Here is a 15,293-nt window from a genome sequence, read left to right on the forward strand (position 1 = left end):
GTCCGGGCGGTGCGGACGGTCCGGGCGGTGCGGGCAGGCGGGGTGACGCGGGCAGGCGGGGTGACGCGAACCAGCCATGACGCCCCGGACAGGATCGCATCCCGCTCGGAGGTGTCCGGATAGGTGGGATGCCCGTCATTGCGGCCATCACGCGCGCGTCACACCATGGAGCCATGTCGTCGCGAAACGTGCTGGTCGTCCTCTACGACGGCGTGCAGAGCCTGGACGTGAGTGGTCCCGTGGAGGTGTTCGCCGCCGTCGCGCGCTTCCCGGACCGCCGCGGGTACGCGATCCGCACCGTCTCCCCGGGCGGGGCGCCGGTCCGCACCAGCAGTGGCCTCACGCTCGTGCCGGACGGGGACCTGGAGAGCGCCCGGCCCGACGGGGAGACCACCCTGCTGGTGCCCGGAGGGCGGTACACGGGTGACTTCGAACCCCGGATCACCGAGTGGCTGCGCGTGTACGGGGGTCACGCGGGGCGCCTGGTGTCGGTGTGTACGGGGGGACTGCTGCTGGCCGAGGCGGGCCTGCTGGACGGGCGCCGGGCGACGACGCACTGGATGGTGTGCGAACAGATGGCCCGGGACCATCCGGCCGTCACCGTCGAGCCGGACCCGATCTACGTGCGGGACGGACGGGTCACCACCTCGGCCGGGGTCACGGCCGGGATCGACCTCGCGCTCGCGCTGGTCGAGGAGGACCACGGGCGGGACACGGCGCTCGTGATCGCCCGGCACCTGGTGGTGTTCCTGCGCCGCCCCGGCAACCAGGCCCAGTTCAGCGCCCAACTCGCGGCGCAGACGGCTCGACGGGAGCCGTTGCGGGACGTGCAGCAGTGGATCACCGAGCACCCGGGCGAGGACCTCGGAGTGGAGGCGCTCGCGGCCCGCGCGGCCCTGTCGCCGCGGCACTTCGCGCGGGCCTTCCGGGCCGAGACGGGGGTGACCCCCGGACGGTACGTCGAGCGGGTGCGGGTGGAGCACGCGCGGCGTTTGCTGGAGGAGGGCGCGGAGGGCGTGGCGCAGATCTCGCGGGCCTGCGGCTACGGCACGCCGGAGGCGCTGCGCAGAGCCTTCGTGAAGACCCTGGGCCAGTCACCGGCCGAGTACCGCCGCCGCTTCGGCGGAGCCCCGGCGTGACCACGCACCACGGACGTGACCACGCGGCACGGGCGTGACCACGCGGCACCGGCACGACCCACGAGTTTGGCGGGTGCGGGACCCCGCGCCCGGACGATCACCGCTCAGGAGGAGCCATGCAGATCGCCGTACTGCTCTACGACGGGTTCACCGCCCTCGACGCCATCGGACCCTTCGACACCCTCGGACGCCTCCAGGGCGCCGAGACCGTCTTCGTCTCCGAGCGCCCGGGGCCGGTGCGCACCGACAACGGGTCCCTCGCCCTCGTCTCCGACAAGTCGCTGGGCGAGGTGACCCGACCGGACATCGTCGTCGTTCCCGGCGGGCCGCACCCCGAGAAGCAGATGGGCAACCCCGCCGTGCTCGACTGGCTGCGCGAGGTCGACGCCGGCACCACGTGGACCACCTCCGTCTGCACGGGCTCGCTCCTGTTGGCCGCGGCCGGCCTGCTCGACGGGCGGCGGGCCGCCGGGCACTGGCTGTACCTGGACCGGTTGCCGGCGTTCGGGGCCGAGCCCACCGGGGAGCGGGTGGTCTTCGACGGGAAGTACGTGACGGCCGCCGGGGTGTCCTCCGGCATCGACATGGGGCTCACGCTGCTCGGCCGGATCGCCGGGGACGCGTTCGCGCAGACCGTGCAGTTGATGACCGAGTACGATCCGCAGCCGCCCTACGACGCCGGTTCCCCCGAGAAGGCCCCGGCCGAGATCGTCGCGATGCTGCGCGGGCTCAACGCGGCGGAGGCGTCCAGGTGAAGTCGGGGGTCCGACGTTCCAGGAACGCGGCCACGCCCTGCGCGGTGTCCCCGCTGCCGGCGGCCTGGGCCGACCAATGGGCGTCCCGGTCCTCGCGGCCGTTCGCGAACTCCTTCGCGGCCGCCTGGGTGAGCGCGGAGCGTGACGTCAGGGTCCGGGTGAACTCGGCGACCCGCTTGTCCAGTTCGCCGGCCGGCAGGAGTTCGTCGAGGAAGCCGGTGCGCAGCGCCCGATCGGCGTCGATCAACTCCGCCGAGAAGAGCAGGTACTTGGCCGTCGCGGGCCCCACCAGGGCGGCCAACCTCCGTGTCGAGGAGGCCGGGTAGACGATGCCGAGCTTCGCCGGGGTCACCCCGTACGAGGAGCCCTCCTCGGCGAAGCGGAGGTCGCAGGCGGCCGCCAGTTGGCTGCCGCCGCCCACGCAGAAGCCCCGGATCGCGGCGAGCGTGGGTTTGGGGAAGGCGGCCAGGGCCTCCTCGGCCGCGACGGCCAGCGCCTGCGGATCGTCGGACCCCGTCAGCGAGGAGATGTCGGCGCCCGCGCAGAAGGTCGCCCCGGCCCCGGTCAGCACGAGGACCCGTACGGCCGGGTCGGCCGCCAGGCCGGACAGCAGGTCCGGCAGGGCCCGCCACATGTCGGCCGTCATGGCGTTGCGCTTCGCGGGATGGGAGACGACGACGGTGGCGACCCCGCCGGCCACGCTGTGAAGGAGGGCTGCGTCCATGCGCCGGATGCTATCCCGGGCCGTCGATCCGATGATCGGGGGAGTCGGTCCGGCCCCCCCGGCTTGGCCAGGGAGGACGGGCGGGCGGCGGGGCCGGTTGCGGCGGGCGGGACGCGCGAGACGTCCGAGAAGAGCGCCTCGGGAGATCAGGAACGGTCGCAGAACTGACTCCGTCATACGCCATCGGTCAGAAAGCGTCCGATTGGCGCTGACTTATGGTCAGCGACGCGGTGCGGACCAGGCCGGTGCCCACTCTTGACGCGTGGAGACGATCGAGCGCGAAGACGGGGGTCGGAAGATGGACGACAGCGGGAACACCCCGCCGGCAGAGGGGGGTGAGCCGGAGGCTCCGGCCGACCCCCTCGCGTACGAGGGAGTGTGGCGATTCACCGCACCCGCGGTAGAAGAATCCGTTCCTCAGGCCCGCCGGGCGGTCCGGGACCTGCTCGGCCGGCAGGGGGTGCCGGCCCACCAGGACCTGGTGTACTCCCTGCTGCTGATCGTCTCCGAACTGGTGACGAACTCCGTCCGGCACGCGGCCCTGCTCTCGCCCGAGGTCGCGGTCGAGGTCGCGGTGGGCCGTGAATGGGTACGGGTGGCCGTCGAGGACAACCACCCGTACCGCCCCAAGGCCCTGGAGGCCGATTTCGGCCAGACCGGCGGACGGGGCCTGCTGCTGGTCCGGGAGATCACCCTGGAGGCCGGCGGGGTCTGCGACGTGGAGCACACCTCGACCGGCGGCAAGGTGATCTGGGCGGCGCTGCCGCTGACCGTGCCCGTCGGCCCGCCGACCCCCGCCCCGCTCGTGTGACCCACGTGCGCGGCGGGCGCCGCGTCCGTGCGCCGGCGCACGGACTACCAGCCCGCGGCGTCCCCGGTCAGCTCGCGGATCGCGGGCCGGGCCGCATCGAGCACCGTCGTGAACCACGCCGAGAACGGCGCCTCGGCATGCCGCTTCACCAACTCGTCGGCGGTGACGAACGCCGTCTCCCCGACCTCTTCCGGATCGGGCCGCAGCGCCGCCTGGGCGAGTCCCACGAACAGGTGGTTGTACTCCTGCTCCACCAGACCCGACGCGGGGTCGGGATGGTTGTAGCGCACCGTTCCCGCCTCGGCGAGCAGCGAGGGGGACAGCCCCAACTCCTCGTGGGTGCGTCGGGCGGCGGCCGCGAACGGCGACTCCCCGGGGTAGGGGTGACCGCAGCAGGTGTTCGACCAGACGCCGGGGGAGTGGTACTTCCCCAGGGCCCGCTGCTGCAACAGCAGCCGACCCTGCGCGTCGAAGAGGAACACCGAGAACGCGCGGTGCAACAGACCGGGGGCCTGGTGGGCGGAGAGCTTCTCCGCCGTGCCGATGGTGTTGCCGGACTCGTCGACCAGTTCGAGCATGATCGCTTCTTGAGTCCCGGTGCCGGCGGACGCGCTGTTCGCGGCGGTGGCTGGTGTGGTCGGCATACCCATCCTTCGCTTCGGGCTTCGGCCTTCAAGTCTGCCGTACAAAAGCGGCTTGTCCCCACTTCGGACATCAGCGCATGTCCACCCCCCGTGGCGTGATAGGACCTCCACACGACGGAGGGCGGACCGCTCGGGCTCCGGCCGGGCCGGGCCGCCGCGTCAGATGCCGAACGGCGCCGGATACGTGATCGTGCCCGCCGGGACCGGCACGGTGTCGTCCAGCACGAGCGCCATCATCGCCTCGTCGGGGACCTCGAACGGCGCCCGGATCCCGAACCGGGACGCCGGCACGAAACCGAAGCGCGCGTAGTACGCCGGATGCCCGAGGACGAGCACCAGCGCCTCCCCGCGACGCCGGGCGTCCGCGAGGAGCGCCCGTACGACCGCGCTGCCCGCGCCCGAGCGTTGGACCGCGGGGTCGGCCGCCACCGGGGCGAGCGCGAGCGCCGGCGTACCGGACACCTCGCAACGGGTCAGCAGGGCGTGCGCGGCCGGCGACCCGTCCGGGCGCTCGGCCACGTACGACAGCCCCGGCAGCCAGGAGGCGTCCGCGCGCAGGGCGTCCACCAGATCCGCCTCCAGGGGGGTCTCGAACGCCGCCAGGTTGACTTCGCGCACCCCCGGGACGTCCGCCGGGGTCTCCGGGCGGGCCCGCCAGGCGCCGCCGTCCCCGGCGGTCACCGGGCGCAGCACGAAGCCCGTGTACCCGTACTCGTGCCCGTGCCGTTCCCGTACGTCGAGCTCCTCGCGCACGGCGGCGATCGCGGCGCGGGCCGGGGCGGCGGCGGTCGGGTCGTCGCAGGCGCGCACCCGCTCGCCGAGCGGGCCGTAGTACTCGGCCCAGTCGGAGTCGGGCTGGTGATGGACGCCCGACACCCGGTACCCGGCGACCTGGACGGCCGCGAGGTTGCGGGCGGTGGAGCGCAGCGGGTACTGGGGGTCCCAGAAGGCGCGTGCTCCCGCCGAGGGTTCCTCGACGGTCCACTCGCACTCCGTCATGACGAGGGCGCCGCCGGGTGCGAGCAGGCGCTTCCACGACGCGAGCGCGCGGTCGAAGCCGACGACGTAGGCCGAACCCTCGGCCCAGATGAGGTCGAAGGAGCCGTCCTCGCAGGTCAGCGCCCCCATGTCCGCGTTGACGGCGTGGACGCGGTCGCCGAGCCCGCGGGCCTCGACCGCCTCGCGGAGCTCGTCGAGGAAGCCCTCGTACAGATCGACCGCGGTCACCTCGGCGCCCGCCTCCGCGGCGAGCAGCAGGGCGCTGCGGCCGGGACCGCAGCCCAGGTCCAGGACCCGGGGGCGCTCGGGCAGCGGCCCGCACAGGGACAGCAGGTGCCGGGTGGTCGCGTCGGAGCCGGGGGCCTGCCGGGGCAGCCGGCGGTGGAGCGTGAGGAAGGCCTCACGGAAATCGGGGTCGCCGAAGTCGGGTGGGGAAGAGGAGGAGCCGGAAGGAATGGAACCGGTGCGGTCGGTCAACGTGAACCCTCGGAAGCGGGGGCTCCGGCCGACGGGGCCGATCGGGGTGATCAGGCCTGGCCGGACGCCCGGAGGAAGACGGGGATGTGTCGGAGCGCGTCGCTGCCCGTGGCGGCGACCTCTGCGACGGTCATCAACCCACCTCTTTCTCGTCCGGTTCCGGTCGGGACGTGTGCGCGAGAGCTGTACACGTCTGCGAGAACCCTAACAGTCACGCGGTTTGTGATCCCCGAGCCTTCTCGTCGATGATGATCGTCACAGGGCCTCCAAGCCCGGGAACATTCGGCTTGTCGGAGCGCAAACGGGTGGTGAACCCCCGCTTCCATTCATCCGATAGCCTCTGCCGACGTGCCGCCGCCCCACGTGGCGGCCGTCCCGTGTTCGCTGCAAGGAGTGGGTTCGACTGCCGACCGTCATCCTCACCGGCCTGCCGGTCCCCGGATCGCCGCTCGCCGACGAGCTGCGCACGTTGGGCTTCGACGTCCGCTCCGTCACCAGGCCCGAGGACACCGCCACCGCGCTGGCCGACGTACCGGCCGAGCAGCGGGTGGCCGTCGTCGACAGCGCGTTCGTCGGGCACGTGCACGCCCTGCGGCTCGCGCTCACGGACCCGCGCTTCGACGCCTGCGCCGTGACCGGCGCCTTCGCCGTCCAGTCCGGTGCCCGCGCCGCCCTGGACCTGGCCGCGGCCCTCCCCGAGGACGGCGCCGGCCCCTACCCCGACCGGCTCGCCGCCGCGGTCGAGGCCGCCGGGATCCCCGTACAGCGGCCCGAACTCGGCACCCTGGTCGCCGCCGTCCCCGCCACCGGGCCGGAGCGCGCGAGCGCCGTCGCCGCCGTCGCCGCCGTGGACGACGAGGCCGTGCGCCTGCGGACCGCCGTGAAGTCCCGCGACGGGTTCTTCACCACCTTCTTCATCAGCCCGTACTCGCGCCACGTCGCCCGCTGGTGCGCGCGCCGCGGCCTGACCCCCAACCAGGTCACCACCGCCTCGCTGCTCACCGCGCTCGTCGCGGCCGGCTGCGCGGCCACCGGCGACCGCTGGGGCTACGTCGCGGCCGGTGTGCTGCTCCTCCTCTCCTTCGTACTGGACTGCGCGGACGGGCAGCTCGCCCGCTACTCCCTCCAGTACTCGACGCTGGGCGCCTGGCTCGACGCGACCTTCGACCGCGCGAAGGAGTACTCCTTCTACGCGGGCCTCGCGCTCGGCGCGGCCAGGAACGGCGACGACGTCTGGGCCCTGGCCCTCGGCTCGATGATCCTGATGACCTGCCGGCACATCGTCGACTTCTCCTTCAACGAGGCGAACCACGACGCCACGGCGAACACGAGCCCCACCGCCGCCCTCTCCGACCGGCTCGACAGCGTCGGCTGGACGGTCTGGGTCCGCCGGATGATCATCCTGCCGATCGGCGAGCGCTGGGCGATGATCGCCGTGCTGACCGCCGTCACCACCCCCCGGATCGTCTTCTACGCCCTGCTCATCGGCTGTGCCTTCGGCGCGCTGTACACCACCGCGGGCCGCGTGCTGCGCTCGCTGACCCGCAAGGCGAAGCGCACCGACCGCGCCGCGCAGGCGCTGGCCGACCTCGCCGACTCGGGCCCGATCGCGACCCTCACCGGCCGCATCGTCGGCCGGATGGCGCCCGGCGCCGGCATCGCCGCCGCCCTCGTCGGCTCGGTCGCGCTGCTGTGGGCGGCCTGGGCGTACGAGTTCGGTGCCCGTCAGGTCGTGATCGCCGCCCTCTTCTACGCGGTCCTCGCCGGTGCCGCCGTCGCCCGCCCCCTCAAGGGCGCCCTCGACTGGCTCGTCCCGCCCGTCTTCCGGGCCGCCGAGTACACCACCGTCTTGATCCTCGCGGCCAAGGCGGATGTCCCGGGAGCCCTCCCGGCGGCATTCGGACTGGTCGCGGCGGTCGCCTACCATCACTACGACACGGTCTACCGCATCCGCGGTGGCACCGGGGCGCCCCCGCACTGGCTGGTGCGGACGATCGGCGGGCACGAGGGCCGGGTGCTGCTCACCGCGGCACTGGCCGCCGTCCTGGCCGAGCGCCCCGCGGACTTCCCCGTCGCGCTCACGGCCATGGCCGTGTTCGTGGCACTCGTGGTGCTCTCGGAGAGCATCCGGTTCTGGGTCTCCTCCGGAGCACCCGCCGTACATGACGAAGGAGAACCAGCATGATCGGCCTTGTACTCGCTGCCGGTGCCGGACGCCGTCTGCGTCCCTACACCGACACCCTGCCCAAGGCCCTCGTGCCCGTCGGTCCCGAGGGGGACGAGGAGAGCCTGACCGTCCTCGACCTGACCCTCGGCAACTTCGCCGAGGTCGGACTGACCGAGGTCGCGATCGTCGTCGGCTACCGCAAGGAGGCCGTGTACGAGCGCCGCGAGGCCCTGGAGGCCAAGTACGGCGTCAAGATCACGCTGATCGACAACGACAAGGCCGAGGAGTGGAACAACGCCTACTCCCTGTGGTGCGCGCGTGAGGTCCTCAAGCGCGGCGTGATCCTCGCCAACGGCGACACCGTCCACCCGGTCTCCGTCGAGAAGACCCTGCTGGCCGCCCGCGGCCAGGGCCAGAAGATCATCCTCGCCCTCGACACGGTCAAGCAGCTGGCCGACGAGGAGATGAAGGTCATCACCGCCGACGGCCAGGGCGTGCGCAGGATCACCAAGCTCATGGAGCCGTCGGAGGCGACCGGCGAGTACATCGGCGTCACCCTGATCGAGCCGGAAGCCGCCGAGGAGCTGGCGCAGGCGCTCCAGACCACCTTCGAGCGCGACCCCGACCTCTACTACGAGGACGGCTACCAGCAGCTCGTCAACGACGGTTTCACCATCGACGTGGCCCCCATCGGCGACGTCAAGTGGGTCGAGATCGACAACCACGACGACCTCGCCAAGGGCCGGACCATCGCATGCCAGTACTGACGCGGCTGATCCCTTCGCCCGTCGTCGTCGACATCAGCTGCGGCGCGATGGACGACCTGGCCGGCCTGCTGGCCGACCAGCGCGTCTCCGCGTCCGGCAAGCTCGCGATCGCGATCAGCGGGGGATCCGGCCAGGTGCTGCGCGCCAAGCTGGAGCCCGTCCTGCCGCACGCCGACTGGTACCCGGTCGTCGACGGCACCATCGACTCGGCGGTCAAGCTCGCCGACGACATAAAGGGCCGCCGCTACGACGCGGTCGTCGGACTGGGCGGCGGCAAGATCATCGACGTGGCGAAGTACGCCGCGGCGCGGGTCGGGCTGCCCATGGTGGCCGTCGCCACCAACCTCTCCCACGACGGCATCTGCTCGCCGGTGTCCATCCTGGACAACGACAACGGCCGCGGTTCCTACGGCGTCCCCATGCCGATCGCGATGGTCATCGACCTCGATGTGATCAAGGACGCCCCGGCCCGCTTCGTCCGCGCGGGCATCGGCGACGCGATCTCCAACATCTCGGCCGTCGCCGACTGGGAGCTCTCCCACCGCCTCAACGGCGAGCCCGTCGACGGCCTGGCCGCCGCCATGGCCCGCACCGCCGGCGAGTCCGTGCTGCGCCACCCCGGCGCGGTGGGCGACGACGAGTTCCTGACCGTGCTCTCGGAGGCCCTCGTGCTCTCCGGCATCGCCATGTCGATCAGCGGGGACACCCGCCCGTCGTCCGGTGCCTGCCACGAGATCAGCCACGCCTTCGACCTGCTCTACCCGGGACGTTCCGCGCTCCACGGCGAGCAGGTCGGCATCGGGGCGGCCTTCGCCATGCACCTGCGGGGAGCCAAGGAGCACTCCGCGCTCTTCGTCGAGGTGCTGCGCCGCCACGAGCTGCCCGTGCTGCCCGAGGAGATCGGGTTCAGCGTGGACGAGTTCGTCGCGGCCGTCGAGTACGCCCCCCAGACCCGACCGGGACGCTTCACCATCCTGGAGCACCTCAACCTGTCCGCAGCCGAGATCAGGGACGCTTACGCCGACTATGTCCAGACCATCCGTAGCTGAACTCCGGCCCGTCGTTCACCCGCCGGGCGTCAAGGACCGACGCAGCGGCGAACACTGGGGCGGACGCCTCTACATGCGCGAGATCTCCTTGCGCATCACCCGCGTCCTGGTCTCCACCAAGGTCACGCCCAACCAGCTGACCTACGTGATGACCGTGGCCGGAGTCCTCGCGGCCCCGGCCCTGCTGATCCCGGGCATCTGGGGCGCCGTCCTCGGCGTGATCATGGTCCAGCTCTACCTGCTGCTCGACTGCGTCGACGGCGAGGTCGCCCGCTGGAAGAAGCAGTTCTCGCTCTCCGGGGTCTACCTGGACCGGGTCGGCGCCTACCTGTGCGACGCCGCGGTGCTGGTCGGCTTCGGCCTGCGCGCCTCGGACCTGTGGGGCAGCGGGCGGATCGACTGGCTGTGGGCCTTCCTGGGCACGCTGGCGGCGCTCGGCGCGATCCTGATCAAGGCCGAGACCGACCTGGTCGGCGTCGCCCGCCACCAGGTCGGCAAGGCGCCCGTCAAGGAAGAGGCGTCGGAACCGCGCTCGTCCGGCATGGCGCTCGCGCGCCGGGCCGCCGCCGCGCTCAAGTTCCACCGGCTGATCCTGGGCATCGAGGCCTCGCTGCTCATCCTGCTGCTGGCCGTCGTCGACCAGGTGCGCGGCGACCTGTTCTACACCCGGCTCGGCGTCGCCGTGCTGGCCGGCATCGCGCTGCTGCAGACCCTGCTGCACCTGGTGTCGGTCCTGGCCTCCAGCAGGCTCAAGTGACGACGCCGATGCGGCTGGGCGCCGTGATCATCACCATGGGCAACCGTCCCGACGAGCTCAAGGCGCTCCTCGACTCGGTGGCGCGCCAGGACGGCGCCCCCGTCGAGGTCGTCGTCGTCGGCCAGGGCGTCAAGGTCACCGGCCTGCCCGAGGGGGTCCGTACGGTCGACCTCCCCGAGAACCTGGGGATCCCCGGCGGCCGCAACGTCGGCATCGAGGCCTTCGGCCCCGGCGGCACCGACGTGGACGCCCTGCTCTTCCTGGACGACGACGGGCTGCTGGAGCGCACCGACACCGCCGAACTGTGTCGGCAGGCCTTCGCCGAGGACCCCTCGCTCGGGATCGTCAGCTTCCGGATCGCCGATCCGGACACCGGCGAGACCCAGCGGCGCCACGTGCCGCGGCTGCGCGCGTCCGACCCCATGCGGTCCTCCCGCGTGACCACCTTCCTGGGCGGCGCCAACGCCGTCCGCACGAGGGTGTTCGAGCAGGTCGGAGCGCTGCCGGGGGAGTTCTTCTACGCCCACGAGGAGACGGACCTGGCCTGGCGCGCACTCGACGCCGGGTGGCGGATCGACTACCGCGCGGACATGGTGCTGCTGCACCCGACGACGGCCCCGTCCCGGCACGCGGTCTACCACCGTATGGTGGCTCGTAACCGGGTGTGGCTGGCCCGCCGGAACCTGCCCGCCCTCCTGGTACCGCTCTACCTGGGCGTCTGGGTGGCCCTGACGTTCCTGCGCAAGCCGTCGGGACCGGCCCTCAAGGCCTGGTTCGGCGGGTTCAAGGAGGGCTGGACCACCCCGTGTGGTCCCAGACGCCCCATGAAGTGGCGTACGGTCTGGCGGCTGACCCGGCTCGGCCGACCACCTGTCATCTGACAAGCTCGCGTCTGGAAGCATGGGGCCCGATCAAGGCCCCGTACTCCGGGTCCGATCCCCCCTTCTGCCGCATCTTGAAGACGGAAAGTTTCAACTTGTGAGTGACACAACCCACGACGGCGCCCTCGCCACGAGCAAGCCGCCGTCCGAAGACGCGGGGCTCGCCCCCGCGGAGCTCGCCAGGAAGTACGGCCTGTCCGTCAGCGGTGCCCGGCCCGGCCTGGGCGAGTACGTGCGGCAGCTCTGGGGCCGACGCCACTTCATCATGGCCTTCTCCCGGGCCAAGCTGGTGGCGCAGTACAGCCAGGCGAAGCTCGGGCAGATCTGGCAGGTGGCGACCCCGCTGCTGAACGCCCTGGTCTACTACCTGATCTTCGGCCTGATCCTGAACGCGGGTCGGGGCATGGAGAAGGGCGTCTACATCCCGTTCCTGGTGATGGGCATCTTCGTCTTCACCTTCACCCAGAACTCCGTGATGGCGGGCGTCCGCGCGATCCCCGGCAACCTCGGTCTGGTCCGCGCCCTGCACTTCCCGCGCGCCTCGCTGCCCATCTCCTTCTCGATGCAGCAGCTCCAGCAGCTGATGTACTCGATGATCGTGGTGGTCATCGTCGCGGTCGCCTTCGGGAACTACCCGCAGTTGTCGTGGCTCCTGGTCATCCCGGCGCTGTCGCTGCAGTTCGTCTTCAACACCGGGCTGGCGCTGGTCTTCGCGCGAATGGGGTCCAAGACCCCCGACCTCGCGCAACTGATGCCGTTCCTCACGCGAACGTGGATGTACGCCTCGGGCGTCATGTTCTCGATCAACGAGATGCTGAAGGGCAAGCCGGCCTGGATCGCCGACGTCCTCCAGTGGAACCCCGCGGCCATCTACATGGACCTGATCCGCTTCGCGCTGATCGACGGCTACGGCCCGGAGAACCTGCCGCCGCACGTCTGGGGCTTCGCGGTCGGCTGGGCCGTCCTCATCGGCATCGGCGGCTTCGTGTACTTCTGGAAGGCTGAGGAGCGTTACGGCCGTGGCTGAGATCAAGAAGGGGCACGTCCCCACCGTCATCGCCGACGAGGTCCACATCGTCTACCGGGTCAACACCGGCAGCTCCGGCAAGGGCAGCGCCACGGCGGCGCTGAGCAAGATCCTCCGCCGGGGCAAGGGCGACTCCCCGGGCGTGCGCCGGGTCCACGCCGTGCGCGGCGTGTCCTTCACCGCGTACCGCGGCGAGGCCATCGGCGTCATCGGCTCCAACGGCTCCGGCAAGTCCACCCTGCTGCGCGCCATCGCGGGGCTGCTGCCCTGCGAGTCCGGCAAGGTCTACACGGACGGCCAGCCCTCGCTGCTGGGCGTCAACGCCGCACTCATGAACGACCTGACGGGCGAGCGCAACGTCGTCCTCGGCGGTCTGGCGATGGGCATGACGCGCGAGCAGATCAGGGAGCGCTACGACGAGATCGTCGACTTCTCGGGGATCAACGAGAAGGGCGACTTCATCTCGCTGCCGATGCGCACGTACTCCTCGGGCATGGCGGCGCGCCTGCGTTTCTCGATCGCCGCGGCCAAGGACCACGACGTCCTGATGATCGACGAGGCGCTGGCGACCGGTGACCGCAAGTTCCAGGTCCGCTCGGAAGCCCGTATTCGCGAGCTGCGCGAGACGGCCGGAACGGTGTTCCTGGTGAGTCACAACAACAAGTCCATCCGCGACACCTGCGACCGCGTGCTGTGGTTGGAGAAGGGCGAACTGTTGATGGACGGGCCCACCGAGGAAGTCGTCTCGGCATATGAGAAGGCCACCAGTCACTGACGGGACGACGCGCCTGTCATTGCCCGGTAATACCGCAGGCCCCTGCCGCTCCGTGCGGCGGGGGCCTTGGTGTGACGGCGATTATTTCCGCCTTCCGACATTCGCCCGCGAAGCGAATACCCGATAGGCCTTCGCGACGTTGTACAGCGTAGGCTGGGGCGGTTCTCCATCTCGTCAAGAGGGGACGTTTCCCCACAGCCGAATGGCAGGGGGCACCCCGGGTAAAGTCCGGCGGCGTGTCCGAAATAGGATGACTTGGTTCGGCAGTGTAGAACGGGAGATGTGACGGCAATGGCTACGGGAATTCTCCGGCCCCCAAACACTGTGGCCGTCCCCGCCCCGGGCGGCGGGCGGTGAGCCCCGGGCGCGGCATCCGTGGTCGTCGGCACCCGGTCCCGGCGACGTCCGACGCCCACACGAGCCTCACGCTCGACAAGGCCCGGACGGAGAACTTCCCCGTCGCCCCCGTGTTCCTGCCCCGCGCCTGGCGCGAGGGGCTGACGGCGGTGTACGGCTACGCCCGGCTCGTCGACGACATCGGCGACGGCGACCTCGCCCCCGGTGGCCGCGACGCCGTCCTGCTCGGCCTCGAACCCGACGCATCCGACGACCGGCTCGCCATGCTCGACGCCTTCGAGGCCGACCTGAAGCGCGTCTTCGCGGCCGGCGGCGGCTCCCCGCGACACCCCCTGTTGCAGGCCCTGCGGCCCGTGGTCCGCGCGCACGAGCTGACCCCCGAGCCCTTCCTCGGTCTGATCGAGGCCAACCGCCAGGACCAACGGGTCGCCCGCTACGAGACGTACGGCGACCTGCTCGCCTACTGCGAGCTGTCCGCCAACCCCGTCGGCCGGCTCGTGCTCGCCCTCACCGGCACCGCGACCCCCGAGCGGATCCGACGCTCCGACGCCGTCTGCACCGCACTCCAGATCGCCGAGCACCTCCAGGACGTCGCCGAGGACCTCGGCCGCGACCGGATCTACCTCCCGGCCGAGGACATGCGCCGCTTCCACGTGTCCGAGGTCGACCTCAAGGCGCCGACCGCCGGAGCGTCCGTACGCTCCCTCATCGCATTCGAAACCGTGCGCGCCCGGGACCTCCTGAATGAAGGCACCCCCCTCGTGGGTAGCGTGCACGGCAGGCTCCGACTGCTGCTCGCGGGGTTCGTGGGGGGTGGGCGCGCCGCCCTGCGGGCCGTCACCGACGCCGGGTTCGACGTACTGCCCGGCCCGCCCAAGCCCACCGGGAGCGGCCTGCTCCGCGAGGTGGCCGCCGTCCTGCGCACAGCGCCGAGAAAGGGGTGAGCCCCAACGTGGAGGGCCCCACACACGCGTCCACACCGTCCGCGCCGGTCCAGGCCGCCTACGGCTACTGCGAGGCCGTCACCGGCTCGCAGGCACGCAACTTCGCGTACGGCATCAGGCTGCTGCCCAACGACAAGCGGCAGGCGATGTCCGCGCTGTACGCGTTCTCGCGCCGCGTCGACGACATCGGCGACGGCACGCTGGCGCCCGACGCCAAGCTCGTCCGGCTGGAGGAGACCCGCGCCCTCCTGGGCCGGATCCGAGCCGAGGAGGTCGACGAGGACGACACCGACCCCGTCGCCGTCGCCGTCGCCCACGCCGCGCGCCGCTTCCCGATCCCCCTGGGCGGACTCGACGAACTCATCGACGGCGTCCTGATGGACGTGCGCGGCGAGAGCTACGAGACCTGGGACGACCTCAAGGTCTACTGCCGCTGCGTCGCGGGCGCCATCGGACGCCTCTCGCTCGGCGTGTTCGGCACCGCCCCCGGCGCGCGCGACGCGGAGCGCGCCGGCGAGTACGCCGACACCCTCGGCCTCGCCCTGCAACTCACCAACATCCTCAGGGACGTTCGCGAGGACGCCGGCAACGGACGCACCTACCTGCCGGCCGAGGACCTCGCCAAGTTCGGCTGCTCCGAAGGCTTCCGCAGCGAGCGGATGTCGGCCGGCGCCGACTTCGCCGGACTCGTCCACCACGAAGTCCGGCGCGCCCGCGCCCTGTTCGTCGAGGGCTACCGACTGCTGCCCATGCTCGACCGGCGCAGCGGTGCCTGCGTCGCCGCCATGGCCGGCATCTACCGCCGCCTCCTCGACCGCATCGAGCGCGAGCCCGACGCCGTGCTGCGCGGACGCGTCTCGCTGCCCACGCACGAGAAGGCGTACGTCGCCGTACGCGGCCTCTCCGGCCTCGACGCCCGGACCATCTCCCGGCAGAGCACCAGGAGGCGGCCTTGACGGCGCGGGGCCCCCTCGACCGTGACGGCCGCGCCCGGACCCCGCGCGGGGCAACCCCGCCGCC

Annotated in this window: 15 protein-coding genes; 12 read left to right on the forward strand and 3 right to left on the reverse strand. The window is 71.8% G+C overall.

What is annotated here, in order from left to right; translation table 11 throughout:
- The first annotated feature begins 173 nt into the window (after nt 1-173).
- Both OTB19_RS23155 and OTB19_RS23160 read left to right on the forward strand, forming a co-directional pair.
- On the forward strand, nt 174-1,139 hold the full coding sequence (locus OTB19_RS23155; RefSeq protein ID WP_267800272.1) for a GlxA family transcriptional regulator: 966 nt from the start codon (nt 174-176) through the stop codon (nt 1,137-1,139).
- A gap of 116 nt (nt 1,140-1,255) precedes the next feature.
- Nucleotides 1,256-1,894, forward strand: a complete 639-nt coding sequence (locus OTB19_RS23160) for a DJ-1/PfpI family protein (RefSeq protein WP_267800273.1) — start codon at nt 1,256-1,258, stop codon at nt 1,892-1,894.
- On the opposite strand, the gene OTB19_RS23165 is transcribed toward OTB19_RS23160, so the two are convergent.
- The gene (locus tag OTB19_RS23165; protein ID WP_267800274.1) at nt 1,869-2,618 is read right to left on the reverse strand and encodes an enoyl-CoA hydratase/isomerase family protein; all 750 of its coding nucleotides are present in this window, start codon (nt 2,616-2,618) and stop codon (nt 1,869-1,871) included. The genes OTB19_RS23160 and OTB19_RS23165 overlap by 26 nt on opposite strands.
- A 298-nt stretch (nt 2,619-2,916) precedes the next feature.
- Between OTB19_RS23165 and OTB19_RS23170 the strand changes: the two genes are divergently transcribed.
- On the forward strand, nt 2,917-3,429 hold the full coding sequence (locus OTB19_RS23170; RefSeq protein WP_420716893.1) for an ATP-binding protein: 513 nt from the start codon (nt 2,917-2,919) through the stop codon (nt 3,427-3,429).
- A 44-nt stretch (nt 3,430-3,473) separates the two neighbouring features.
- Here OTB19_RS23170 and idi read toward each other — a convergent pair whose 3' ends face one another.
- Nucleotides 3,474-4,073 (reverse strand): isopentenyl-diphosphate Delta-isomerase, encoded by a 600-nt coding sequence (idi, locus tag OTB19_RS23175; protein ID WP_267800276.1) that lies wholly within the window; start codon nt 4,071-4,073, stop codon nt 3,474-3,476.
- A 159-nt stretch (nt 4,074-4,232) separates the two neighbouring features.
- Nucleotides 4,233-5,528, reverse strand: coding sequence for a GNAT family N-acetyltransferase (locus OTB19_RS23180; RefSeq protein WP_420716894.1), 1,296 nt, complete (start codon nt 5,526-5,528; stop codon nt 4,233-4,235).
- Nucleotides 5,529-5,952: 424 nt separating this feature from the next.
- On the opposite strand from OTB19_RS23180, the gene OTB19_RS23185 reads away from it, so the two are divergent.
- The 9 genes from OTB19_RS23185 (at nt 5,953) to hpnD (ending at nt 15,229) form a co-directional block, all read left to right on the forward strand.
- Nucleotides 5,953-7,734, forward strand: coding sequence for a DUF5941 domain-containing protein (locus OTB19_RS23185; RefSeq protein ID WP_267800308.1), 1,782 nt, complete (start codon nt 5,953-5,955; stop codon nt 7,732-7,734).
- Nucleotides 7,731-8,483 (forward strand): phosphocholine cytidylyltransferase family protein, encoded by a 753-nt coding sequence (locus tag OTB19_RS23190; RefSeq protein WP_267800277.1) that lies wholly within the window; start codon nt 7,731-7,733, stop codon nt 8,481-8,483. The genes OTB19_RS23185 and OTB19_RS23190 overlap by 4 nt, the downstream gene beginning before the upstream one ends.
- The gene (locus OTB19_RS23195) at nt 8,471-9,532 is read left to right on the forward strand and encodes an iron-containing alcohol dehydrogenase family protein (protein ID WP_267800278.1); all 1,062 of its coding nucleotides are present in this window, start codon (nt 8,471-8,473) and stop codon (nt 9,530-9,532) included. Before OTB19_RS23190 ends, OTB19_RS23195 begins: the two co-directional genes overlap by 13 nt.
- Nucleotides 9,510-10,289: a CDP-alcohol phosphatidyltransferase family protein gene (locus tag OTB19_RS23200; RefSeq protein ID WP_267800279.1), complete on the forward strand. Its 780-nt coding sequence runs from the start codon at nt 9,510-9,512 to the stop codon at nt 10,287-10,289. Before OTB19_RS23195 ends, OTB19_RS23200 begins: the two co-directional genes overlap by 23 nt.
- A gap of 8 nt (nt 10,290-10,297) precedes the next feature.
- Nucleotides 10,298-11,170, forward strand: coding sequence for a glycosyltransferase family 2 protein (locus OTB19_RS23205; RefSeq protein WP_267800309.1), 873 nt, complete (start codon nt 10,298-10,300; stop codon nt 11,168-11,170).
- A gap of 97 nt (nt 11,171-11,267) precedes the next feature.
- Entirely contained in the window at nt 11,268-12,197 is a 930-nt protein-coding gene (locus OTB19_RS23210) for an ABC transporter permease (RefSeq protein WP_267800280.1), read from the forward strand.
- On the forward strand, nt 12,190-12,972 hold the full coding sequence (locus tag OTB19_RS23215; RefSeq protein WP_267800281.1) for an ABC transporter ATP-binding protein: 783 nt from the start codon (nt 12,190-12,192) through the stop codon (nt 12,970-12,972). Before OTB19_RS23210 ends, OTB19_RS23215 begins: the two co-directional genes overlap by 8 nt.
- Nucleotides 12,973-13,343: 371 nt before the next feature.
- A complete protein-coding gene (gene hpnC, locus OTB19_RS23220; protein ID WP_267800310.1) occupies nt 13,344-14,273 on the forward strand; it encodes a squalene synthase HpnC in 930 nt (309 codons plus the stop codon).
- Nucleotides 14,270-15,229 carry a presqualene diphosphate synthase HpnD gene (hpnD, locus tag OTB19_RS23225; protein ID WP_420716892.1) on the forward strand — a complete coding sequence of 320 codons (960 nt, stop codon included), beginning with the start codon at nt 14,270-14,272 and terminating at the stop codon, nt 15,227-15,229. The genes hpnC and hpnD overlap by 4 nt, the downstream gene beginning before the upstream one ends.
- Nucleotides 15,230-15,293: the final 64 nt, after the last annotated feature.

This window comes from Streptomyces sp. H27-H5, from assembly GCF_026627505.1.
In the GTDB taxonomy this organism is placed as follows: domain Bacteria; phylum Actinomycetota; class Actinomycetes; order Streptomycetales; family Streptomycetaceae; genus Streptomyces.

What these genes read in the sequence shown, in the direction of transcription:
- OTB19_RS23205 (WP_267800309.1), top strand. Translation starts at nt 10,298, where the DNA reads ATGCGGCTGGGCGCCGTGATCATCACCATGGGCAACCGTCCCGACGAG.
- OTB19_RS23160 (WP_267800273.1), top strand. Translation starts at nt 1,256, where the DNA reads ATGCAGATCGCCGTACTGCTCTACGACGGGTTCACCGCCCTCGACGCC.
- OTB19_RS23170 (WP_420716893.1), top strand. Translation starts at nt 2,917, where the DNA reads ATGGACGACAGCGGGAACACCCCGCCGGCAGAGGGGGGTGAGCCGGAG.
- OTB19_RS23195 (WP_267800278.1), top strand. Translation starts at nt 8,471, where the DNA reads ATGCCAGTACTGACGCGGCTGATCCCTTCGCCCGTCGTCGTCGACATC.
- OTB19_RS23165 (WP_267800274.1), bottom strand. Translation starts at nt 2,618, where the DNA reads ATGGACGCAGCCCTCCTTCACAGCGTGGCCGGCGGGGTCGCCACCGTC.
- OTB19_RS23155 (WP_267800272.1), top strand. Translation starts at nt 174, where the DNA reads ATGTCGTCGCGAAACGTGCTGGTCGTCCTCTACGACGGCGTGCAGAGC.
- OTB19_RS23190 (WP_267800277.1), top strand. Translation starts at nt 7,731, where the DNA reads ATGATCGGCCTTGTACTCGCTGCCGGTGCCGGACGCCGTCTGCGTCCC.
- idi (WP_267800276.1), bottom strand. Translation starts at nt 4,073, where the DNA reads ATGCCGACCACACCAGCCACCGCCGCGAACAGCGCGTCCGCCGGCACC.
- OTB19_RS23200 (WP_267800279.1), top strand. Translation starts at nt 9,510, where the DNA reads ATGTCCAGACCATCCGTAGCTGAACTCCGGCCCGTCGTTCACCCGCCG.